23 protein-coding genes are annotated in these 22,212 nt (G+C 49.8%); 22 read left to right on the top strand and 1 reads right to left on the bottom strand.

Annotated features, from left to right (window positions below):
• Position 1: 1 nt before the first annotated feature.
• The 11 genes from aroC (at position 2) to ACZGCQ_RS06645 (ending at position 9,441) form a co-directional block, all read left to right on the top strand.
• Entirely contained in the window at positions 2-1,156 is a 1,155-nt protein-coding gene (aroC, locus tag ACZGCQ_RS06695; protein ID WP_029342007.1) for a chorismate synthase, read from the top strand.
• Positions 1,153-2,214, top strand: a complete 1,062-nt coding sequence (aroB, locus tag ACZGCQ_RS06690) for a 3-dehydroquinate synthase (RefSeq protein ID WP_214727272.1) — start codon at positions 1,153-1,155, stop codon at positions 2,212-2,214. Before aroC ends, aroB begins: the two co-directional genes overlap by 4 nt.
• Positions 2,205-3,461 carry a 3-phosphoshikimate 1-carboxyvinyltransferase gene (gene aroA / locus ACZGCQ_RS06685; RefSeq protein ID WP_481265913.1) on the top strand — a complete coding sequence of 419 codons (1,257 nt, stop codon included), beginning with the start codon at positions 2,205-2,207 and terminating at the stop codon, positions 3,459-3,461. Before aroB ends, aroA begins: the two co-directional genes overlap by 10 nt.
• Before the next feature lie 11 nt (positions 3,462-3,472).
• The gene (locus ACZGCQ_RS06680; protein ID WP_231925633.1) at positions 3,473-4,759 is read left to right on the top strand and encodes a tetratricopeptide repeat protein; all 1,287 of its coding nucleotides are present in this window, start codon (positions 3,473-3,475) and stop codon (positions 4,757-4,759) included.
• Between the two features lie 28 nt (positions 4,760-4,787).
• A complete protein-coding gene (locus ACZGCQ_RS06675; protein ID WP_029342003.1) occupies positions 4,788-5,318 on the top strand; it encodes a ReoY family proteolytic degradation factor in 531 nt (176 codons plus the stop codon).
• Positions 5,319-5,499: 181 nt separating this feature from the next.
• Positions 5,500-5,940, top strand: coding sequence for a DUF2487 family protein (locus tag ACZGCQ_RS06670; protein WP_023468632.1), 441 nt, complete (start codon positions 5,500-5,502; stop codon positions 5,938-5,940).
• Positions 5,941-6,044: 104 nt separating this feature from the next.
• Positions 6,045-6,551, top strand: a complete 507-nt coding sequence (locus tag ACZGCQ_RS06665) for a ubiquinol-cytochrome c reductase iron-sulfur subunit (RefSeq protein ID WP_023468631.1) — start codon at positions 6,045-6,047, stop codon at positions 6,549-6,551.
• Between the two features lie 3 nt (positions 6,552-6,554).
• Positions 6,555-7,226: a menaquinol-cytochrome c reductase cytochrome b subunit gene (gene qcrB, locus ACZGCQ_RS06660; protein WP_012370658.1), complete on the top strand. Its 672-nt coding sequence runs from the start codon at positions 6,555-6,557 to the stop codon at positions 7,224-7,226.
• A 40-nt stretch (positions 7,227-7,266) separates the two neighbouring features.
• Complete coding sequence (locus tag ACZGCQ_RS06655; RefSeq protein WP_023468630.1) at positions 7,267-8,058, top strand: menaquinol-cytochrome c reductase cytochrome b/c subunit; 792 nt, start codon at positions 7,267-7,269, stop codon at positions 8,056-8,058.
• 45 nt (positions 8,059-8,103) lie between these two features.
• Positions 8,104-8,715 (top strand): DUF1405 domain-containing protein, encoded by a 612-nt coding sequence (locus ACZGCQ_RS06650; RefSeq protein WP_481265912.1) that lies wholly within the window; start codon positions 8,104-8,106, stop codon positions 8,713-8,715.
• Between the two features lie 45 nt (positions 8,716-8,760).
• Complete coding sequence (locus tag ACZGCQ_RS06645; RefSeq protein WP_023468628.1) at positions 8,761-9,441, top strand: zinc metallopeptidase; 681 nt, start codon at positions 8,761-8,763, stop codon at positions 9,439-9,441.
• A gap of 49 nt (positions 9,442-9,490) precedes the next feature.
• Here the strand turns inward: ACZGCQ_RS06645 and ACZGCQ_RS06640 are convergent, their stop codons facing one another.
• Positions 9,491-10,378: a YitT family protein gene (locus ACZGCQ_RS06640; protein ID WP_481265911.1), complete on the bottom strand. Its 888-nt coding sequence runs from the start codon at positions 10,376-10,378 to the stop codon at positions 9,491-9,493.
• A gap of 170 nt (positions 10,379-10,548) precedes the next feature.
• Here ACZGCQ_RS06640 and bshA point away from each other — a divergent pair, with 170 nt between their 5' ends.
• The 11 genes from bshA to asnS all read left to right on the top strand — a co-directional run bounded on the left by bshA (position 10,549) and on the right by asnS (position 22,184).
• On the top strand, positions 10,549-11,691 hold the full coding sequence (gene bshA, locus ACZGCQ_RS06635) for an N-acetyl-alpha-D-glucosaminyl L-malate synthase BshA (protein WP_481265910.1): 1,143 nt from the start codon (positions 10,549-10,551) through the stop codon (positions 11,689-11,691).
• Positions 11,678-12,811 (top strand): CCA tRNA nucleotidyltransferase, encoded by a 1,134-nt coding sequence (locus tag ACZGCQ_RS06630; protein ID WP_481265909.1) that lies wholly within the window; start codon positions 11,678-11,680, stop codon positions 12,809-12,811. Before bshA ends, ACZGCQ_RS06630 begins: the two co-directional genes overlap by 14 nt.
• Complete coding sequence (locus ACZGCQ_RS06625) at positions 12,781-13,752, top strand: biotin--[acetyl-CoA-carboxylase] ligase (RefSeq protein ID WP_481265908.1); 972 nt, start codon at positions 12,781-12,783, stop codon at positions 13,750-13,752. The genes ACZGCQ_RS06630 and ACZGCQ_RS06625 overlap by 31 nt, the downstream gene beginning before the upstream one ends.
• A 248-nt stretch (positions 13,753-14,000) precedes the next feature.
• On the top strand, positions 14,001-14,840 hold the full coding sequence (panB, locus tag ACZGCQ_RS06620) for a 3-methyl-2-oxobutanoate hydroxymethyltransferase (protein ID WP_029341996.1): 840 nt from the start codon (positions 14,001-14,003) through the stop codon (positions 14,838-14,840).
• On the top strand, positions 14,837-15,667 hold the full coding sequence (gene panC, locus ACZGCQ_RS06615; RefSeq protein WP_481265907.1) for a pantoate--beta-alanine ligase: 831 nt from the start codon (positions 14,837-14,839) through the stop codon (positions 15,665-15,667). The genes panB and panC overlap by 4 nt, the downstream gene beginning before the upstream one ends.
• A gap of 2 nt (positions 15,668-15,669) precedes the next feature.
• Positions 15,670-16,053: an aspartate 1-decarboxylase gene (gene panD, locus ACZGCQ_RS06610; RefSeq protein ID WP_029341994.1), complete on the top strand. Its 384-nt coding sequence runs from the start codon at positions 15,670-15,672 to the stop codon at positions 16,051-16,053.
• A gap of 105 nt (positions 16,054-16,158) precedes the next feature.
• On the top strand, positions 16,159-18,972 hold the full coding sequence (gene dinG, locus ACZGCQ_RS06605; RefSeq protein ID WP_481265906.1) for an ATP-dependent DNA helicase DinG: 2,814 nt from the start codon (positions 16,159-16,161) through the stop codon (positions 18,970-18,972).
• Between the two features lie 62 nt (positions 18,973-19,034).
• Positions 19,035-19,205, top strand: coding sequence for a YpmA family protein (locus tag ACZGCQ_RS06600; RefSeq protein WP_069940825.1), 171 nt, complete (start codon positions 19,035-19,037; stop codon positions 19,203-19,205).
• A complete protein-coding gene (locus ACZGCQ_RS06595; RefSeq protein ID WP_481265905.1) occupies positions 19,202-19,669 on the top strand; it encodes a hypothetical protein in 468 nt (155 codons plus the stop codon). Before ACZGCQ_RS06600 ends, ACZGCQ_RS06595 begins: the two co-directional genes overlap by 4 nt.
• Before the next feature lie 14 nt (positions 19,670-19,683).
• Complete coding sequence (locus ACZGCQ_RS06590; protein ID WP_481265904.1) at positions 19,684-20,865, top strand: pyridoxal phosphate-dependent aminotransferase; 1,182 nt, start codon at positions 19,684-19,686, stop codon at positions 20,863-20,865.
• Between the two features lie 20 nt (positions 20,866-20,885).
• On the top strand, positions 20,886-22,184 hold the full coding sequence (asnS, locus tag ACZGCQ_RS06585; RefSeq protein WP_481265903.1) for an asparagine--tRNA ligase: 1,299 nt from the start codon (positions 20,886-20,888) through the stop codon (positions 22,182-22,184).
• Positions 22,185-22,212 lie beyond the last annotated feature (28 nt).

Raw genomic sequence — 22,212 nt, 5'->3', positions numbered from 1 at the left:
AATGCGTTACATGACAGCAGGAGAATCACACGGAAAAGGGTTGACCGTCATCATCGATGGGATGCCGGCAGGACTCACGATTGATTTTGAAGCCATCCAGCGTGAAATGACACGTCGCCAAGGGGGATACGGACGCGGACGACGGATGCAAATCGAACAAGATCAAATCGATGCACGTGGCGGGATTCGTCACGGGTACACGACGGGATCACCGATCAGTTTGTTCATCGAGAATAAGGATCATACGCACTGGACACAAGTCATGCAAGCAGAACCGCTCGAAGAACAGTTGGAGCGCCCGCGAACGTTGACGCGTCCACGTCCCGGACATGCGGATCTCGTTGGTGGATTGAAGTACGGTCATCGCGACTTACGCGATGTGCTAGAACGTTCTTCCGCTCGTGAGACAGCAGCACGTGTAGCGGTCGGTGCCTTCGCTAAACAATTACTGAATGAACTCGGAATTGAAGTGTTCTCGCACGTACGGTCGATTGGTGGAATCGATGCACCGTGGAAGGATCCCGTCGAACATCAGGAAACGATTGATGCTTCACCCGTTCGTTGTGCAGATGAGATGGCTGGACAACGGATGATGGAGGAAATCGATGCGGCTAAAAAAGAAGGGGATACACTCGGCGGTGAAATCGAAGTCGTCGTGACGGGCATGATGCCTGGCGTCGGGTCCTTCACCCAAAACGATCTAAAGCTCGACAGCCGGATTGCACAAGCTGTCATCAGTGTCAACGCGATGAAATCAGTCGGTTTTGGTGACGGATATGAACTTGGTCGTCGCAAGGGAAGTACCGTCCAAGATGAAATCGTTCATGATGCATCCGGATATCATCGGCGGACGAATCATCTAGGCGGAATCGAAGGTGGGATGTCGACAGGCATGCCGATTCGCGTCCAAATCGCGATGAAGCCGATTCCGACACTCTATCGTCCACTGCAATCAGTCGATATCGAGACGAAGGAAGCATTCACGGCTCAAATCGAGCGAAGTGATGCCTGTGCCGTTCCAGCCGCATCGGTTGTCCTAGAAGCCGTCGTCGCGTTTGAGATTGCGGTTGCTATCCTTGAAATGTTCGGGACATCGACACTCGATCGTCTTCAGGCTGCCGTCGCTGCTTATAAAGAGGAGGTTCGGACGTTTTGATCGAATTTGATATCCGGTTGAAAACGTCATATCCCGTATTTGTCGGAAATGGGGCATTAGCCCGGTTATCGCATCTTTCAGCGCTAAACAAGGCGGACCGCATCTGGGTCATCACGGATGAAACGGTACATCATTTGCAGATGAATCGATTGCAGGCTGCGTTAGCGGATATATCGCCGTCGATCGATGTTCACATCAGTACCGTTGCGCCTGGTGAGAACAGTAAGTCGCTTGCCGTATACGGCGCTCTACTTGAAGAAGGAATTCGGTATGGGATGACACGCCATAGCCTTATCCTTGCGTTCGGTGGTGGTATGATTGGGGATTTAGCGGGATTCGTCGCGGCAACCTTTTTACGCGGCATCCCGTTCATTCAAATTCCGACGACACTGTTAGCGCATGATTCAAGTGTTGGTGGAAAGGTTGGTCTCAACCTCTCCCTTGGTAAAAACTTAGTCGGTGCATTTTATCAGCCGAGTGGTGTCGTGTATGATTTAACGCTCCTTCAGACATTACCAGACCGGGAATGGAGAAGTGGCTTCTTTGAGTTAGTCAAGCATGGGTTCCTTTCGCGACCATCATTTGCGGATTCGTTACTCGATGTTTCGCTGGATACTGTTAAAGGACTCGATTTAGAAGACTGGCTCGCACGAGGGATTAATGTGAAACGGGATATCGTCGAACAAGATGAGACGGAGCAAGGGATGCGTGCCTTCTTGAATTATGGACATACATTCGGTCATGCCGTTGAATATGCGAGTCTGGGTCTGTCGCATGGCGAGGCCGTAGGAATCGGACTCGTCTTCGTCAAGTTCTTGGAAGGAAATGACGGACAGGCGAAGCAGCTCGGGCAATTGCTCCACCGTCTCGGAACGGAATTGCCAGATCGACAATCGTTCGAGACCTATCTCGAACTGATGCGTCGCGACAAGAAGAACCACCAAGCAACGATTCGATTCGTCCTTGAAAAAGAAGGACGCTTCATTTTAGAAGCGATGAGCGAAGAACGATTGCGCCAAGCATTCAATCAAACAGTGAGGTGTTTAGAATGGGCTTAAGAGGAACTGTACAAGTACCAGGCGATAAATCAATGACGCACCGTGCTTTCCTGTTCGGTGGAATTGCCGAGGGAACAACACGTGTCAGAAATGCGCTTGAAGGAGCTGATTGTCTCGCTTCACTAGAAGCGATGCAGGCGCTTGGTGCGCAGATCGATCGAACACCAGAGGAAATTCGGATCACCGGAACGGATACGTTCCAAGAAGCGACGATCGATTGCGGAAACTCGGGGACGACGATTCGTCTCTTGAGCGGTATCCTAGCAGGCGGTCAAGCGGCGTATGCGCTCGATGGCGATGCTTCCTTGCGAAGACGTCCGATGAAACGGATCACGGAACCGCTTGCCTTATTTGGAGCGAACATCACAGGTGAGACGGCACCACTTCATATCACAGGAACGCCGCTTGTCGGAACGACGTATACATTGCCAGTTGCAAGTGCGCAAGTGAAAAGTGCCGTGTTGCTCGCAGGTCTGCATGCGACGGGTGAGACGACTGTCATTGAGCCGGTCCTGTCACGCGATCATACAGAACGGATGCTGCCACAGTTCGGCGTTGACGTAACAATCGATGAACGCGAGGATGGTCGGCACATTCGTGTACAGGGTCCTGTACGCTTACACGCGACGTCACTGGACATTCCAGGGGATCCATCGTCAGCAGCGTTTTGGTGGACGGCAGCAGCAATCGGTCAGGATAGTCGCATCACGACGACCCACGTCTTGATGAATCCGACACGGATCGGTTTTTTACAGACGTTACGACAGATGGGTGCAAGTGTCGAAATCAATCATCGCTCAGAAGACGGTGGAGAGGAGACGGCAGATGTGACCGTCGAGACGACATCGTTACAAGCGATCACCGTCGAAGGGGATCAGATTCCATCCTTGATTGATGAGATCCCGTTACTCGCTTTACTTGCGACGCAAGCGGAAGGACGAACGATCATTCGCGATGCACAAGAGCTTCGTATCAAGGAAACGGACCGGATCGAGACGGTCGTGACGGCATTACAGCGTCTTGGGGCGAACATCGAGGCGACGGATGACGGCATGATCATCGAAGGACCGACATCTTTGCAAGCAGCGGAAGTCGACAGTGCAGGTGATCACCGGCTCGCGATGATGTTAACGATCGCAGCGACGATCAATCCGGAAATTATGGTTCATGGACGCGAAGTAGTTGAAGTCAGCTATCCAACGTTCTATGATGATTTAAAGAAACTTCAATCCGACCAATCTGAGTAAGCAATAGGCGGATGACAGAAAGTGGGGCGTTTGCCTTGAATGAACAACTATTGAATGGCATCATCGAAGAATTAGAACATGGTCACACCTCAGAAGCGTTAGCAGCATTAGAAAAACTCGAAAAGACAGGAACGGATGAGGACCGCCTCGCCGTTGCCGATCTCTATATCGAACTCGGATTGTCTGACCGGGCGGTCGATCTCTTGGCACCACTTTACGTTGAATATGCGGGTAACGCGGGAGTTGCCTTGTTACTTGCAGAATGTTATATCGATTTGGATCGCGAAGAAGAAGCGATCTCGGTCCTCGAGCAGGTTGATACGTCGGACATGGAATATGGTCCCCGGTCTCTTGTTTTACTTGCGGACCTTTATCAGTCGCAAGGTCTTGACGAAGTAGCGTTAGCGAAGCTGAAGGAAGCACGTAATCTTGCGCCGGACGAACCGTTACTTGCATACGGTTTGGCTGAGCTCTACATGACGCTCGGCGCGTTTGATCAGGCGGTACCGTTATTCGCTGAAATCGCGGAGCGTCCAGAGTTACGTGCTGAATTGCCGCTCGATGCCCTTTATGCGGAATCGCTCGCGATGACAGGACAATTTGAAGATGCGATTCCACTGTACGAACGTGCTGTCGCAGAACGCTCCGACCTGCATACGCTGTTTGGTCTTGCGATGACGGCTCACCGTGTTGGTCAACATCAAAAAGCGGTCGAGACATTCCAGCAATTGATTGCACAGGATCCAGACTATACGTCGGCGTACGTACCATATGCGGAAAGCCAAGCCGAACTTGGTTTGACGAAAGAAGCGCTGAACGTCATCAAACAAGGAATGGAGCGCGACGATTACAATGATGAGTTGCGGACGATGGAAGCCTTGTTCCTTCTAAAACTCGGTGATCGCGCAGGAAGCGTCCAAGCGTTGCGTGAAGCACTTGCCTTGAATCCGGAATCAATCGTCGCAGCGGAACGTTTGCTTTCGTTACTAGCTGAAGACGAGGACCACGAAGCGATGATCGAGACGATCTCTGCCATCGAAGAACACGTCACGGCTCCGATTCTGACATGGTACCGGGCACGCGCTTTGTATGCCTTAGAGGAATACACACAAGCGATGGAGAATTATGCGATAGTCGAAGGTGCATTCACGGAAGATGCGCTCTTCTTGAAAGAGTATGGATTTGCACTCGTCGAGGAAGGACGGCGTGAAGAGGGGCAACGTCTCCTCCGTCGCGCTGCCCAGTTGACACCAGAAGATAACGAACTCGTCGACTATGTTGAACGAATGGATGGATGACTTCACGGGAGAAGGGAGTAGGATTGAGATGATAGAGAGAAAGCAGCGATTCTTACGCCGCATCTTGACCTATTACACGTTAAAGCGACGGGAAGCGAAATGGATCATCGATTATTGGCTGCGTAATGAGGCAAAACTCGAGCAAGTACACTTCGTCCAAAATGCGACCTTCGCACCGAAGGCAATCATCATGACGACATACGGATTCGATGCAGAACCGTTTCTCTTCAAAAAAGGGGATGTCACGACGTTAGATCCAGAAAAAGCGTATCATGACATCCGCCTGACCTCGGAAGATATCTATATCGAGTTGAACTTCCAAGGTATGATGATGGATGACGAGTATTTGTCTTTACTAGAAGAAAATCCGTTTCGCCCAGAAGTTGCTGTTGAACCGCGTTTAGCGGATGAAGCGACACATTTCATCGCGGTCACGGTCAATCGGCAGGAAGAAGAACGGTTAGTCCGCTTGATTGATGAAGCGCTAGATGCACGCGATCAACATCGGTTCCACTCCCTTTCCGAACAGTTACGGCTCGTTCGAAGTCAACTTCCTTAACAGAAGGACTCTATTGCCCAGTGCAGGCGATAGGGTCCTTTCGTATGTGAAGATTTGTGCAAAATATGAAGAAAAATAGAGTGGAATTTCATAAAACGTTCACATTAAGAGAGTAGGAGGAAATGCGGATATGATACATTAAATGTGACGAATTGTAAGTACGAAGAAAGGGGGAAATGACTTGCGTTTCAAACCATCCGACGTACAGCGGACACGAAGCGAGCAAGCGTACATCGATACGCTGATCGTGCCTTTGCTTCCGGTCGGTTTCGATGAGGCGATGCATGCTTACGCGGAATGCGCAGACATGACATTGACGGTGGCGTCCGAAGTCGAACGCCAGCTATCCGGACGGGCGTTGCTCGTTCCGGCTCTGACCTACATCGATGCACCGTCGATCGAACAGTTGGAAGGATGGCGTCAAGCGGCTGCTTCCGGGCAATTCCGTTTCATCACCTTCATCACCGCTGATTTAAGGTGGAAGGAGACTGCCGCCGAAGAGATTATCTACGTGCCACGTCTAGCTCTTGAGACGATGAGTCGTGACCAACAAGGTCAGATGGTCGGGAATTTTGTTGGACAAGTTCTCGAACAGTTAGGAAACCGTTGGACCGCGCTATGAAGCGGTTGACGCAATGATTTTATTAAGATACTATTACCATGTGAGAAATTTGTGTGAAGTACTGTCGTCTTGGGGCACAGCGTACATCACAAGGGGGGATCGAGATGGCTCAAAACGGGTCTAACGTAACACGTCGTCAGTTCTTGACGTATACATTGACAGGCGTCGGCGGTTTCATGGCGGCGACGATGGTCATGCCGATGGTCAACTTCGCAGTTGATCCAGTCCTGAAGAAATCAGGAGCAGGCGATAAAGTAAAAGTAATGAAGTTGTCGGATATCACGACAGAACCAAAACGGGTCGACTTCAAGAAACAAACGCAAGATGCATGGTATGAGTTCGAAGAAACGTTGTCAGCTTGGGTGTTCAAAGATGATAAGGGAGAAATTCTAGCCCTCTCACCAATTTGTAAACACTTAGGTTGCCAAGTCAGCTTCGGTTCAGATCCGACGCACCCGGAGCAATTCTATTGCCCATGTCACTTCGGTCGGTACACGAAGGATGGCGTCAACGTTCCAGGAACGCCTCCGACGAAACCACTCGATGGTTATGAAATGCAGCAGAAAGATGGTTTCCTCTACCTTGGTAAACCAGTCGAAAGAGGTGCGTAAGCGATGATGCAAAAAATCTATGATTGGATCGATGAGCGCGTTGACATTACGCCGCTCTGGCGAGATATCGCCGACCATGAAGTACCGGAGCACGTCAACCCGGCACATAACTTTTCAGCTTTCGTTTATTGTTTTGGCGGATTGACGTTCTTTACGATCGTCATCCAGATTCTTTCGGGGATGTTCTTGACGATGTATTATGTACCGGACATCATCAACGCACACGCGTCCGTCTACTATCTTCAAAATGAAGTCGCACACGGACAAATCGTTCGTGGTATGCACCACTGGGGTGCGTCGGTCGTTATCGTAATGTTGTTCCTACATACATTACGTGTCTTCTTCACTGGTTCATACAAGAAACCACGTGAATTGAACTGGGTCGTCGGAGTTCTCTTGTTCTTCGTCGTCTTAGCTCTCGGTCTGACAGGATACCTATTGCCTTGGGACATGAAAGCGTTGTTCGCGACAAAAGTTACGATTCAGATTGCTGAAAGTATTCCGGTCATCGGTGGTATCGCGAAGACCCTCCTTGCGGGTGGAGAAATCGTCGGCGCAAGTACAATCGCTCGATTCTTTGCGATTCACGTCTTCTTCCTTCCTGCAGCATTGTTCGTCTTGCTCGGGGCCCACTTCATGATGATCCGTAAACAAGGGATCTCTGGACCACTTTAAACCGACTATCATCTAGACAACAAAAAAGGGGGAGAACACGATGCATCGTGGTAAAGGAATGAAATTCGTCACCGATTCACGGGTGTCGATCAACAACCGGATGCCGAACAAGTCGAAAGACTACTCGGAATATCCAGGTCGAACGGAAGCGTTCTGGCCAAACTTCTTACTTCGCGAATGGATGGTTGGAGCGGTCTTCTTGATCGGCTTCATGACACTGACAATCGTAGAAGCAGCACCACTTCAAAACATTGCCGATCCGACGAATACGTCGTACATTCCACTTCCGGACTGGTACTTCCTATTCCTCTATCAGCTCTTGAAATACCAATTCGCTGCAGGTCCATACATCTTGATGGGGACGGTCATCCTTCCAGGTCTTGCGTTCACAGCACTTCTCGTCGCGCCATGGCTCGACCAAGGTCTTGAACGTCGTCCTGCGAAACGTCCGATCGCAGTCAGCATGATGCTCCTCGCAGTCGTCTCGATCGTCTTCTTGACATGGGAATCTGTTCAAACGACTCACTGGGATACAATCCATAAACAAGGTGAGTTGACGATGAACGAAGGACCAAAAATTGATACTTCGGCAAAAGGATACGAAATTTATTCGAACCAGTCATGTGTCAACTGTCACGGTAAAAACCTCGAGGGTGGAGCAGCAGCTCCGGCACTCGTTGGTACGAAGAAGACAGAAGAAGAGATTTATGAGATCGCAGATAAAGGTGTCGGTTCGATGCCTGCTGGTCAGTACAAAGGATCAGATGCGGATCGTAAAGAACTCGCGAAATTCATCGCTTCATACGGTGAAGGCGGCGAAAACAATAAATAAGCCAAAAGCCGGGGGAGCAATCCTCCGGCTTTTGTCGATGATGAGGTGAAACAATTGCAAGGTATTTTGACATTACTCCGCCATAAAGCAGTACTCTGGATCGTCGGATTGATCAACTTAGCAGGAACGATCTACGGCTACATCTGGTATGAACCGCAACTTGCGACATCGAAGTGGTATTACTATCCGTTCATTCCGGATAGCCCGACCGCCTCCCTCTTCTTTACGATCATCGTCTTTCTCTGGATCTTTGGACGACGTTCCCGACTGTTTGAAGCGCTCGCGTTCGTGACATTGATCAAATATGGCGTCTGGGCAGTCGTCATGAATGCGTTGATGTTGAATCAACTCGGAACGGAGAATGCGACCTTAACGGCAATGGCACTGATGTTGATGGTGTCGCACGGAGCGATGGCGTTCCAGGCATTGTTATACAGTCCGCTAATGACGTTTCGCGTCAAGGAGCTCGTCCTCGTCGCCATCTGGGTCATCCACAACGATGTCGTCGATTACGTCCTCGGACAATGGCCGCGCTATCCGGCGCTTGCGGAGCACATTCAGTGGATCGGATACGGCTCCTTCTGGTTGACCGGATTATGTCTTTTGATGGGATATCTGCTTGTCGCACGCGATTCAATTGACAATAAGATCACTTGAACATAAAATAGACCTATAATCAAAAAAAGAAAGGAACGATGTCTCGTGGCAAACTATTTGATCTATCTCGCGATCATCATCATCGTCCCGATTTGGGCTCAGATGCGGGTGCGGAGCACCTATAAAAAATATCAAGATGTTCCGATTCAAAGTGGGGTGACAGGGGCACAGGTCGCCGACTTCATCATGAAGCAGAACGGGATCACGAACGTCCGTCTCGAGCCGATTGGTGGAACGATGTCCGACCATTATGACCCGACGAACAAAGTCGTTCGTTTGTCGGAAGACGTCTATTACGGTTCGACGGTCTCAGCCGTTTCGATCGCAGCACACGAAATCGGTCACGTCATTCAAGATGCGACGGATTACAATATGATGCGTGTCCGTCACCGGATCGCACCTGTCGCGTCGATCACGTCGAATTTATCGTTCCCACTGTTGTTGATTGGTCTGTTTGCCGGTTTCAGTGGTCTTGCGATGCTTGGTGTCGTCTTGATGCTCGGTGCCGTCATTTTCCAACTCGTCACGTTACCGGTTGAGTTTGATGCCTCGAATCGAGCGATGGCGCAGTTGACGGAGCATGGTATCATTGATGCCGAAGAAGAACGTGGTTCACGTCGTGTCTTGAACGCAGCGGCTTGGACGTACGTCGCAGCAACACTCGTTGCCGTCGCCGAGTTTCTTCGTCTTGCACTGCTCGTCTTCAACCCATCAAGTGATGACTAAAACGAAAAACACGGATTGCTCGTTTGAGCGATCCGTGTTTTTTGTCTGTTTAGGTTTCTTTGATCGGAACCCGGTTTTCGTCGAACGTGAATCCTTCTCCCGTTACTTCATAGACATCATGCAACGTGATGAAGGCGTGCTGATCGACACTCTTTACAAGTGTCTTCAAGCGATTGATTTCATTACGAGCGACGACGACGTACAATACTTCGAGATCTCGTCCGGAGTAACCGCCTTTCGCGATCAGACGGGTCGTGCCACGATTCATTGTCGCATGAATGCCGTCTGCAATCTCCGTCCGGTGATCACTGATGATCATCGCTGCTTTACCAGCATAAGTGCCCTCTTGCATCCAATCGATGACACGGGCGCCGACGTAGACGGCAAGTAACGTATACATCGCTTGTTTGTAATCGAGATACGTCAAGGATGCGACTATGACGAAGAAATCGAAAATCAAGAAAGTTCGACCGATCGACCAACCGAAGTAGCGTTTCGTCAAACGCGCGATGATATCGACGCCACCTGTCGTACCACCATTGTTGAAGATGATACCAAGACCTACGCCGATGAAGACACCGGCAAAGAGCGCAGCAAGCACCATATCGTCGCGCAGGTCGATGACAAGAGGTGAATATTTGGCAATTAATCCATACCAGAAGGAAAAACTGAATGTACCGACCAACGTGTAGACGAAGGTCGTCCGTCCCAAAATTTTATAACTGACGAAAAAAAGTGGGACATTCAACACTAAGTTCGTGATCGATGGAGATAATCCGAACAATCCTTTTAAAATTAAGGTAATCCCTGTAAAGCCGCCTTCTGCCAATTCATTTTGGACGTTAAAATGATAAATACCAAAAGCAAAGATAAATGATCCGACTAAAATCCAGAGGATGTTCTGAATCCGGATCGGAAACTGGAATGGAGGTGCCATTTCCGTATGCTCCTTTCAAATCAAGACTCTTTCTCTAGGGTAACGGCACAGTCGGAAAAAGACTAGCTTTTCCTCTGAAAATCAGTCGAAAAGTGATCAGTATGGTCATTCCGATCGATATTGCTTAGAATAGAGACGAATAGAAGTCATAAAGAGAGTGTGGTCTTATCATGAAAAAAGCAATTGGGATTCTTTGTTATCCATCCGTCGGCGGGAGTGGGGTCGTCGCAACAGAGCTCGGTATGAAACTGGCGGATCGTGGACATGACGTTCACTTCATCACGTCAAGCATGCCGTTTCGGCTGACAGAATATCGTCCAAACATCACGGTCCACTTGGTTGAGGTCAACCAGTACTCCGTCTTTAAATATCCACCATACGACATTACGTTGGCGTCAAAAGTCGCAGAGATCATTGATTTATTCGATCTCGATGTCATCCATGCGCATTACGCCGTTCCGCATGCTGTCTGTGCAGAACTTGGGCGAAATATGGCGAAGAAAAAAGGCGTTGCCGTCGTCACGACGTTACACGGAACAGACATTACCGTCATCGGGCAAGACTTAGAGATGCAACCGGCCATCCGGTACGGCATCGAACAATCGGATGCGGTCACAGCTGTTTCCGAGAGTCTAGCGCTTGAGACGAATGCGACACTTAACGCCCATTACGCGATTGATGTCATTCCGAACTCGATTGATGAGAGCGTCTATTATCCGATGCGGGATGAACGCTTGAAGCGGCATTACGGCATCGAAGCGGACGAAGTCGTCGTCATTCACATCTCGAACTTCCGACCGGTCAAACGAATCGATGATACGCTTGCGGCGTTCGCCATTGCAGCGAAAGACCGGAAGATGCGTCTCTTACTTGTCGGGGATGGTCCAGAGATGGGACAAACGAGACGTCGTGCAAAGGAACTCGGCATTTACGACAAAGTGATCTTTGCTGGTAAACAGGAACACGTCGCGCAATTGCTCGCCATCAGTGATATTCATGTCCTGTTGTCGGAAAAAGAAGCGTTCGGGCTCGTCGTCCTTGAGGCGATGGCAATTGGGGTCCCGAGTGTCGTCTCGACAGCAGGTGGCTTACCGGAAGTCATACAGGACGGCGTAACCGGGTATATCGTTCCAACCTACGACGTCAAAGTAGCTGCGGCACGAATCGGTGAACTCGCAGATGATCCGATGTTACGGGAACGGATGGCAGAGGAAGGCATTCGTGATACCCGTCGTCGTTTTGATTCAAATGAGATCGTCCGTCGTTATGAACAAGTCTATGAACGGGTGTGTGCACGTCATGAACTTGCTTGAAGGGGCACATCACATCATTCAGACGATCGAGGAAGCTGGTGGTGAAGCGTATATCGTCGGTGGTGCCGTTCGTGACATGTTACTCGATAGGACACCTGGAGACTACGATTTAGCGAGCTCGATGTTACCGGAACAAATCATCGACTTATTCCCTGTCGTCATTCCGACAGGACTCGAGCATGGAACCGTGACGGTCGTTCTCAACCACGTGCCGTACGAGATCACGACGTTTCGCTCGGAAGCAACGTATAGCGATCGCCGGCGACCGGATGCGGTAACGCTTGGTGTCAGTTTGGAAGAGGATTTGACCCGACGCGACTTTACGATCAACGCGATGGCACTCAGACCAACGGGTCGCGTCGATCTATTCGGAGGAGTGCGTGACATCGAAGAGCGGATCATCCGGACGGTCGGCAAACCGACCGAACGTTTTAATGAAGATGCGCTTCGGATGATGCGGGCGTTCCGCTTCATGAGCCAACTGGATTTCTCGCTTGACGAGGCGACGGAACAAGCAATTGTCGAACTCGCTCCGCATCTAGCGGCCGTTGCGATTGAGCGGATCGCGATTGAGTTCGAGAAGCTCTTACTTGGTCCGGGAAAACAGCGGGCGTTACAGGCGATGCTACGCACTGGCATCGAACGCTATTTACCCGGCATGACTTCAGAAATCGTCAAAGGACTTGCGCAGCAGTCGCTTCGGGGTGTTTCAAAAGATGCCGTCTGGACACTCGTGCTCGATGCGGGTCTTGCGCGAGACCAATTGACGCGCTGGAAACGATCGAAACATCAAGTCCAGCTCGCTACACGTTTGGCACCCCTGTTGCATCGACCGTTACAGGACTGGGATCGTTATCAGTTGTCGGACTCAGAACTGACGACTCTTCGGGAAATGACGGGAAAGCATTATCCGGATCGTTCGGATTTACCGATTCGTGGTCGCAAAGAGCTCGCTGTCGACGGAAAAGATATGATCCGCCTCGGTCTTCAAAAGCAACAGATCAAGGAAGCGCTCTTGCACTTGGAGAATAGCGTCGTCATGCGATCTTGTCCAAACGACCGAACGGCATTAATGGAGGAGGTAGAGCGATGGCACACTCAGTCCGAGAACAAATCTTGATCGCACTTCGTCAGCGGACGTGGTATTCCGGACAAGAATTAGCAGAGACGTTAAATATTTCACGTACCGCTATTTGGAAGCATATGCAAATTTTAAAAGAAGAAGGATACCAGATCATCTCGAATAAAAAACAAGGTTATCAATTAGTCGATGAAGGCGATTTGCTAACGCCGATTGCCATTGAACAATGGTTGACGACAGCGCGTCTTGGTCGCCACCTCCTTCATTTCGAAGAACTGGATACAACGCAACGGATTGCACATGAACAAGCGCAACAGCATGCACCAGAAGGAACACTCGTCGTATGCGATCACCAAACGAATGGACGCGGACAGCTAGGGAGAACGTGGCATGAGGCGAAAAATGAAGGCATCGCGATGAGTCTACTCGTCCGACCAGATGTACCGATGCATCAAGCAGGTCAATTAACACTTGTAGCAGGTATTGCACTTGCACAGTCTCTCCGGACATTCGATGTTCCGGTTACGATTAAATGGCCGAACGACATCTTGATCAACGGTCGTAAGGTAGCAGGCATCTTGACGGAAATGCAGACCGAGGCGGACCGGATCAGTTCGGTCATCATCGGCATCGGCATCAATGTCCATCACGAACGGTTTCCCGAAGGCATCAAAGATCGTGCTACCTCGCTTGTCCGAGAATCAGGAAGAACTTTCCGACGTGCGGAAGTCGTCGCGACGTTTTTGAATCGATTTGAACGACTATACAAGCAGTGGCTCGAGCTAGGGTTCGGATCTTTCGTCTCCGAGTGGGAAACACTCGCTGACCGCTTACATGAACAAGTGACACTGCGGACACGTCAGATGACCGCTTCCGGAACATTGCTCGGTATTGACGAGACGGGTACGATTCGGATTAAGACGGAAACAGGTGAGACCCGTTTCCATTCAGCAGAGCTGATTTACTGGGAAAAAGAATAAGGGTTTGAATCAGACGGTTTGCAGAGAGCTTTTCCCGTCATGTATAATAAAGCCACGGATGGTATCCGCTCATCGGAACCATACCAAATTGACAGGTGCCAGTTTTAGCTGTTTCAACTGCCTTGATCTTAACGGACAGGGACAGAAGGACGATATTCAATTATTCCGCCTTCTTTTCCGCATGCATTTATTTTGGAGAAGAAGGCGTTTTCCTTTTGTCCTCCCTACACACGTAAGGAGAGAACACAATGCACACAATGGGTCCATTACTGAAAAAACAACAAGCTGGAGAAAAGCTCGTCATGTTGACGGCGTATGATTATCCTTCAGCAAAACTATCGGAGGCAGCAGGGGTTGATATGTTGCTCGTCGGCGATTCCCTCGGGAACGTCATCCTCGGCTATGATTCAACGATTGCCGTCACGGTCGACGACATGGTTCATCATGCGCGTGCCGTTCGCCGCGGCGCACCACAGACGTTCATGATCGTCGATATGCCGTTCGCAAGCTATCATGGTTCATTTGATCGCACGCTTGAATCAGCAGCCCGCATCTTCCAAGAATCACAGGCAGATGCCTTGAAACTAGAAGGGGCAGGGGAAATCTTAAAGACGATTCGTCGTTTGACGGATGCTGGGATGCCTTGCGTCGCGCATCTCGGATTAACACCACAATCCGTTGGCGTTCTTGAAGGATTCAAGGTCCAGGGGAAATCACTAGAAGCAGCCGAACAACTGATTGCAGACAGTTTGGAAGCAGAGCGTGCCGGAGCGAAGATGCTCGTGCTCGAGTGTGTGCCGCATCCGCTCGCGAAACGGATTCAAGAGCTCCTCTCGATTCCCGTCATCGGAATCGGTGCCGGCGCAGAAGTCGCCGGTCAAGTACTTGTCTATCATGACATCTTGACGTATGGCGTCGGTCGTTTACCGAAGTTTGTTAAAGCGTACACGGACTGGAATACTTCAGGAACGGAAGCAATCGCAGCTTACGTCAAAGACGTCAAAGCCGGTGCCTTCCCTGAACTAGCACATTCGTTCCAGATGGACGAAGAACTGATTGGTGCGCTTTATGGAGGGAACAAGGAATGAAGATTATCGAGGACGTCCAGACGTTACGCGAACATTTAGCGGGAGCCGGTTCAATCGGTTTTGTACCGACGATGGGATTCTTGCATGAAGGGCATGCTTCCTTGCTCAAACAAGCACGACAAGAAAATGATGTCGTCGTCTTGAGTATTTTCGTCAACCCGACGCAATTCGGACCAAACGAGGATTTGGATCGTTATCCACGAGACGCAGAACGGGATCAGAAAATCGCGGAGGCAGAAGGAGTCGATTATCTGTTCTATCCGACGAACGAGACGATGTATCCGCTGGATATGGCCCGTGTTACGGTCCGCTCCGGTGATGATGTCTTATGCGGCGCATCACGACCAGGGCATTTTGACGGTGTCTTGACGGTCGTCAGTAAACTGTTGAACGTCGTCCGTCCAACCCGTGCGTATTTCGGTCTGAAGGATGCACAACAGCTCGCATTGATCGAAGCGTATGTCGCTGATTACTTTGTTCCGGTTGAGATTGTCCGTTGCCCAATCATTCGCGAAGCAGATGGTCTAGCGAAATCGTCACGTAATGTCTATCTATCGGAAACAGAACGTGCGCAAGCACCGGGAATCCAGCAGGCGTTACAACAAGCGAAACAAGCACTCGATCAAGGGGTGCCAGTTGAAACGGTTCTCGAGCAGACTCGCGAAGCACTTCAATTCGAGGGAACCACGATCGATTACGTCGAAGCTGTCGACTATCCATCACTACGATCTGTCACTGAACAAACGACTACGATTCTCTTAGCTGTCGCCGTGCAGTTCGCATCGGCACGGTTGATCGATAATTTACTATATACGAGAGGAGCATGACGATGTTACGCACATTCATGCACGCTAAACTACACAAGGCCCGGGTCACCGAGGCAAACTTACACTATGTTGGTTCGATTACGATTGATGAAGATTTACTCGATGCTGTCGGAATTCTTGAAAATGAAAAAGTCCAAGTGACGAACAACCAGAACGGTGCGCGGATTGAAACGTATGCGATCAAAGGTGCGCGCGGTTCAGGTGTCATCTGTTTAAACGGTGCGGCAGCACGTCATTTCCAAGTCGGGGATGAGGTCATCATCATGGCGTATGCGCAATTGTCGACGGAAGAAATCGCGACACATGTCCCAAAAGTGGCTGTTCTAAATGAGCAGAACGACATCAAACAAATGTTGTCTCAAGAAATCGCCCACACGATCTTATGAAATTTTAGAGACCCGATCATGTCAGCGGGTCTCTTTTTTTGTTAAGATGAAAAATGAGATGCCGTCCGATCATGGAGAGGATGGATAAAAGGTGGAGGATCAGTGTTGAAGAAAAAGTACGTCGTAGTCGACCTGGAAACGACAGGTCATTCCATAAAGGCTGGCGATGAGATGATTGAGATCGGCATGGCGGTCATTGAAGATGGACAGTTGACAGAACAATTGTCTGCCTTCGTGCGTCCGACCCAACCGATTCCTCCGTTCATTTCCCAGTTGACGGGCATCACGGATGAGGATGTCAAAGAGGCCGAGACATTCGATGTCATCGCACCGCGTGTCTTATCATTGCTCGATGGTGGTGTCTTCGTCGCACATAATGTGCAGTTCGATTTAAACTTCTTAAACGATGCGTTAGAAGAGGAAGGATACTTGCCGTACACAGGTCCTGTCATTGATACGGTCGAACTCGCACGAATCTTACTTCCGACAGCAGAAAGCCACGCGCTGTCGCATCTGTCAGAGTCATTACACCTTGCCCATCAAGAGGCGCACCGGGCAGGGAGTGACGCTTCGGCGACGGCTGAATTGTTGCTTGAACTACTCAAACGACTACATACGTTGCCGCTTGAGACATTAAAGCACTTAAGACGTTTATCACCGCGCCTGTTCAGTGCCATCGAAGAGGAAATCGACCATGCGATTCGTTTAGTCGGTATCGAAGAGGATGAGCGATTCGATCGTTTTCGAAAAATCGCTTTGAAAAAACGCCAGACGATAGAGCGGTTGGCACATCCACCCGTCCTTGAACCGTTTGGACCATTCGTTGATGAATTGAATGCCGTGACGTTCCCTCGTCTATTCGAAGGATATGAAGAGCGACGTGGGCAGCTCGAGATGATGCGTCATGTCTATCAATCGCTCGATCAAGAAACACCGTTACTCGTCGAAGCAGGGACGGGAACAGGAAAATCGCTCGGTTATCTTGTGCCTGCAGCGCATTACGCACTCGAACATGAAGTACCAATCGTTGTCAGTACGCACACGATTCAATTGCAGGAGCAATTGTTCGCGCGTGATTTACCGCTCTTGCGTCAGCTGTTCGAGGCACCGGTCCAGATTGCATTACTTAAGGGACGAAGTAACTACATTGATTTACGGAAATTCGAATTTTTCTTGAATGATCAAGAGGATGCTTATAACTTCACGCTCGCAAAAGCGATTCTGCTCGTCTGGTTGACGGAAACAGAAACGGGAGATTTAGAAGAAGTCAGCTTACCAGGCGGTGCTGCGCAAGGCAATATCGGCATCAAACAGTTGATCCAGTCTGATAGCCAATCGCAGCTTGGACGGTTTGACCCATGGTACAGCCGGGACTTCTTCCAACACGCGATTCGCCAGGCAAAGGATGCGACGATTATCGTTACGAACCACGCCTTGTTGTTTAGTGACCTTCAATTCGAGGCAGGGGTCTTACCGAAAGGAAGTCCGTTGATTCTTGATGAGGCGCACCAAATCGAAGAAGTCGCGAGTCATCATTTTGGTCTCGTCTTTGATGGACATACGTTTGATCGTTTGTTCCGACAACTCGGATATTCGTCCGACAAAAAATTGTTACACCGCTTGCTCGATCTGTCGGAAGAATGGGACATCGCCGAGATGGTCGAAGCCCATAGTGAGACAGTCGATGAGGCGTTGACGACATTGCTCGAAGAGGCGGACGGGCTGTTGATGATCATTCAAGCGTACGGGCTCGAACTGGCTTCCCGCAAAGCACGTCGGGAAGGGATGGTCAGCATTCGCTTCAAGCGACTCGACCGTTCGATGCGTGCTGTTCAAGAGAGTGCCAAGCGGGTTGAATTAGTGTTGCGTCGTTTGCGTCAAGCAATCCGTGCGATTCATAAACTATTCCACGAACACCGTGAGCAGATGAGTTATCGGGAGCGTTCACTCGTCGCGGATTTAAAAGCGATTACGTCTCAAATCGAAGAAGCGGAGCTCGCCATCTTCGAGACAATGCTTGCTCCGCACGACGATACGGTATCTTGGATCGAAACGTCCGTTAAGAATCGAAAACTGACACGCGTGTATACACAACCAATCGACATTTCAGAGCGACTACGTCGCGATGTCTTTTCGAAACGGACGTGTATCCTGACGTCTGCGACGTTGACCGTCTCGAACAAGTTCCAATTCATTGAGAACCGATTAGGACTTGATGCGTTTGAGACACGTCGATTCGTCGTTCCGTCACCATTCGGATATGCCGATAACGTACGATTGATGATTCCGACGGATCTTCCGCTCCTACAGGATGTGCCATTGCCGGAATTCGCAGAGACGATTGCAGAAGCCATCTTACAAATCGCAGAGGTGACGGAAGGGCGGATGCTCGTCTTATTTACGTCAAACGATTTACTTCGACTGACGCATGAAGCGACGAAGCCGTTACTACCTGACCGGTTTACGTTACTCTCGCAAGGGGTCACGCAAGGTTCACGGCAACGACTGATGAAACAATTCAAACAACTCGACGCCTGTATCTTGTTCGGAACAGCTAGTTTTTGGGAAGGGGTCGATATCCCAGGAGATGACCTCAGTTGTCTCGTCATCGTCCGGTTGCCGTTTGCACCACCGGATCAACCGATTGTCCAGGCACGTTCGGAACGGATCGAAAAACTCGGGAAATCATCATTTTTCGAATACAGTTTACCGCAAGCCATCATTCGCTTTAAGCAAGGATTTGGTCGCTTGATCCGGACGACGAACGACCGAGGTGTCGTCTTCGTACTCGATCGACGGATCGAGACGACACGTTATGGAAAACGGTTCGTGACGAGTCTGCCGAAAGTGCCTGTTTTATCAAAACCACTTGATGAACTAACGGCAGAACTAGAATTGTTCTTGAATGATGGCGATTGAGTCTATTCAGATAAACCCTATCGCATTATAATAGATAGAGAAAAATGAGGGAGGACATACAGATGGATTCAAAAATTGAAACACTTGCGACCGTCAAAGTGAACCGCCATGAGGATACGTATAAAATCGTCGACTTGTTGAATCGGACACTGAAAACGGAAGATTTAATGTTCGGTCTTGCTCTCGATGAAAAAGACAAGGAGCAGATGGTCTTCACCATCTACCGCACATGAAGTGGAAAATCACGCTCGGTCTGCTGAGTGCACTCATCCTTTTGACTGTGCTTGGCACCGCCGTTTATCAGGTGACGATCGCTGAGGCAAAAGACCGGGAACAGAGCGTCGCCGAGCAAGCAGAGGCACGTCTGAAAAAAGAACTCAAACCGACGGACGTCCGGTTCGAGTCTGTCTTTAACGGGAAACGTCAATATGTCGTTTTTACGATGAAGCAGAACGGACAGGCGGTACGGGCGTTCGTTCCGAAAAAAGGAACGATTGAGACACGACCGGTTGCTGATGGTATTGCTATCAAAACGGTCATCGCGGATCATCCAGAACTCGGAGACATCGTGTCTGCTAAGTACGGCTTTGAGGAGCGTGCCGTCATCGAGATCGTTTCAAAGACGACGACAGGTTATGATTATTCGTATTACACGTATCAAGAAGGTTCTTTCATCAAACGATTACGAATCAAGTAAAGGGAGTGGGCGACATGTTATCGAAACGCGTACGACAATTGACACCATCTACAACGCTAGCCATCACAGCGAAAGCCAAGGCACTACGTGAAGAAGGTCAAGACATCATCGGTTTAGGTGCGGGAGAGCCCGACTTCAATACACCGGAATTCATCATCCAAGCAGCATTCGAGGCAGCAGAAGCGGGCGATACGAAGTATACGCCGTCTGGCGGAACGGTTGCCTTGAAGGATGCGATCATCGAAAAGACACGCCGTGACTTATGGATGCCATACGAACGCTCAGAAGTCATGGTTGCTTCAGGAGCAAAGCATGCACTATCAACGTTGTTCCAAGCGATTCTTGATCCAGGCGATGAAGTCATCGTCCCAGCACCATACTGGGTCAGTTACCCGGAGCAAATTAAACTCAGTGACGGTGTACCGGTCATTTTAGAAACGGACGAATCGTCTCGCTTCAAAGTGACACGGGAATTGCTCGAGCAACACATTACTCCAAAAACGAAAGCACTCGTCTTGAATTCACCATCGAATCCGACAGGAATGGTCTATTCGAAAGAAGAGCTCGAGATGGTAGCAGATGTTGCGATCAAGCATGATCTACTCGTCATCAGTGATGAGATTTATGAAAAGTTGCTCTATAACGGTGCGACACATATCTCGATCGCGTCCTTGCCAGAGATGCGCGAACGGACGGTCATCATCAATGGTGTCTCGAAGTCCCATGCGATGACAGGCTGGCGGATCGGGTATGCAATCGGACCGAAGGAAATCATCTCAGCGATGACAAACTTAGCGAGCCATTCGACGTCGAACCCGACATCGATTGCGCAAGCAGCATCAGTTGCTGCGTATGCAGAAGGCGATGCACCGGTCGAAGCGATGCGTGTCATCTTTGAAGAACGACTTGAGAAAATTTATGCACGACTCAATGAAATCAAAGGATTGACGTGCTTGAAGCCGGAAGGGGCATTCTATTTGTTCCCACATGCAAAGCAAGCTGCTGAGATGTGTGGATTCGATAATGTCGACGACTGGTGTACAGCTGTTTTATCTGAAGCGAAGGTCGCCTTGATTCCAGGTTCAGGATTTGGTGCACCGGACTATGTCCGCCTATCTTACGCGACGGACCCGGCACGTGTCTTAGAAGCACTCGACCGGATTGAAGGATTCATCACGGCACATACAGCCGTTTAATAGAGAGAGGATGTTGACTGTTGAAAGCAATGATTCGAGAAGTAAACAAATATGTAGGAGAAGAAGTGACGATCGGGTGTTGGTTAGCAAACAAACGCTCAAGCGGTAAGATCGCTTTTCTCCAGCTTCGGGATGGCTCTGGATTCATGCAGGGTGTCGTCGTCAAAGAAACCGTCGGCGAAGACTTATTCAAACAAGCAAAAGGCTTAACGCAGGAATCGTCACTTTGGGTGACAGGTGTAATCAAATCAGACGGCGGTCGGACAGCGATCGGTCACGAAATGGAAATCTCTAAGATTGAGCTCATCCATGAAGCAGTCGATTATCCGATCACTCCAAAAGCACACGGAACGGATTTCTTGATGGACAACCGTCACCTCTGGTTGCGTTCAAAGCGCCAGCATGCGGTCATGGTCGTTCGGAACGAATTGATTCGAGCGACGTACGAATTCTTCAACCAAGAAGGATTCATTAAAGTGGATCCGCCAATCCTGACAGGTAGCGCGCCAGAAGGAACGACAGAATTGTTCCACACGAAATATTTCGATGAAGATGCGTACCTTTCACAATCTGGTCAGCTCTACATGGAAGCGGCAGCAATGGCACTTGGAAAGGTCTTCTCGTTCGGTCCAACGTTCCGTGCTGAAAAATCAAAAACACGTCGTCACTTGATCGAATTCTGGATGATGGAGCCTGAGATGGCATTCCACGACCACGAGATGAACCTCGAAGTCCAAGAAAACTACGTTTCGCACCTTGTGCAATCGGCACTCAAAAACTGTCGTGCGGAACTCGAATTGCTTGGTCGTGACTTGACGGTCCTTGAGAATATCAACGCACCGTTCCCACGCGTCAAGTACACGGAAGCAATTGACATGCTCAAGGAGCAAGGATTCGACGATATCGAATTCGGCGATGACTTTGGTGCACCACACGAGACAGCGATCGCGAACAGCTTCGCACGTCCTGTCTTCATCACGCACTGGCCAAAAGCGATCAAACCGTTCTACATGAAAGAAGATCCGGAAAACCCAGACTTCGTTTTATGTGATGATTTGATTGCCCCAGAAGGATACGGGGAAATCGTCGGTGGTTCACAACGTGAAGAAGATCATGAGAAACTTCTCGCGGAGATGAAGAAACACGGTCTTGACGAGACGGGTGCCTATAAATGGTATCTTGAAACACGTCAATACGGTTCTGTGCCACACAGTGGTTTCGGTCTTGGTTTAGAGCGGACAGTCGCTTGGATCACAGGCGTCGAGCACGTTCGGGAAACGATTCCGTTCCCACGTCTGCTGAACCGTCTCTATCCTTAAGCAGTAAAGAAAAACATCGACCCATCGT

The organism is Exiguobacterium sp. HSB13, from assembly GCF_056764755.1.
This window is presented reverse-complemented; position numbering and strand designations above follow the sequence as displayed.

What these genes read in the sequence shown, in the direction of transcription:
- aroC (WP_029342007.1), top strand. Translation starts at nt 2, where the DNA reads ATGCGTTACATGACAGCAGGAGAATCACACGGAAAAGGGTTGACCGTC.
- aroA (WP_481265913.1), top strand. Translation starts at nt 2,205, where the DNA reads ATGGGCTTAAGAGGAACTGTACAAGTACCAGGCGATAAATCAATGACG.
- ACZGCQ_RS06680 (WP_231925633.1), top strand. Translation starts at nt 3,473, where the DNA reads ATGACAGAAAGTGGGGCGTTTGCCTTGAATGAACAACTATTGAATGGC.
- ACZGCQ_RS06675 (WP_029342003.1), top strand. Translation starts at nt 4,788, where the DNA reads ATGATAGAGAGAAAGCAGCGATTCTTACGCCGCATCTTGACCTATTAC.
- ACZGCQ_RS06665 (WP_023468631.1), top strand. Translation starts at nt 6,045, where the DNA reads ATGGCTCAAAACGGGTCTAACGTAACACGTCGTCAGTTCTTGACGTAT.
- qcrB (WP_012370658.1), top strand. Translation starts at nt 6,555, where the DNA reads ATGATGCAAAAAATCTATGATTGGATCGATGAGCGCGTTGACATTACG.
- ACZGCQ_RS06655 (WP_023468630.1), top strand. Translation starts at nt 7,267, where the DNA reads ATGCATCGTGGTAAAGGAATGAAATTCGTCACCGATTCACGGGTGTCG.
- ACZGCQ_RS06640 (WP_481265911.1), bottom strand. Translation starts at nt 10,378, where the DNA reads ATGGCACCTCCATTCCAGTTTCCGATCCGGATTCAGAACATCCTCTGG.
- bshA (WP_481265910.1), top strand. Translation starts at nt 10,549, where the DNA reads ATGAAAAAAGCAATTGGGATTCTTTGTTATCCATCCGTCGGCGGGAGT.
- ACZGCQ_RS06630 (WP_481265909.1), top strand. Translation starts at nt 11,678, where the DNA reads ATGAACTTGCTTGAAGGGGCACATCACATCATTCAGACGATCGAGGAA.
- ACZGCQ_RS06625 (WP_481265908.1), top strand. Translation starts at nt 12,781, where the DNA reads ATGGCACACTCAGTCCGAGAACAAATCTTGATCGCACTTCGTCAGCGG.
- panB (WP_029341996.1), top strand. Translation starts at nt 14,001, where the DNA reads ATGCACACAATGGGTCCATTACTGAAAAAACAACAAGCTGGAGAAAAG.
- panC (WP_481265907.1), top strand. Translation starts at nt 14,837, where the DNA reads ATGAAGATTATCGAGGACGTCCAGACGTTACGCGAACATTTAGCGGGA.
- panD (WP_029341994.1), top strand. Translation starts at nt 15,670, where the DNA reads ATGTTACGCACATTCATGCACGCTAAACTACACAAGGCCCGGGTCACC.
- ACZGCQ_RS06600 (WP_069940825.1), top strand. Translation starts at nt 19,035, where the DNA reads ATGGATTCAAAAATTGAAACACTTGCGACCGTCAAAGTGAACCGCCAT.
- ACZGCQ_RS06595 (WP_481265905.1), top strand. Translation starts at nt 19,202, where the DNA reads ATGAAGTGGAAAATCACGCTCGGTCTGCTGAGTGCACTCATCCTTTTG.
- ACZGCQ_RS06590 (WP_481265904.1), top strand. Translation starts at nt 19,684, where the DNA reads ATGTTATCGAAACGCGTACGACAATTGACACCATCTACAACGCTAGCC.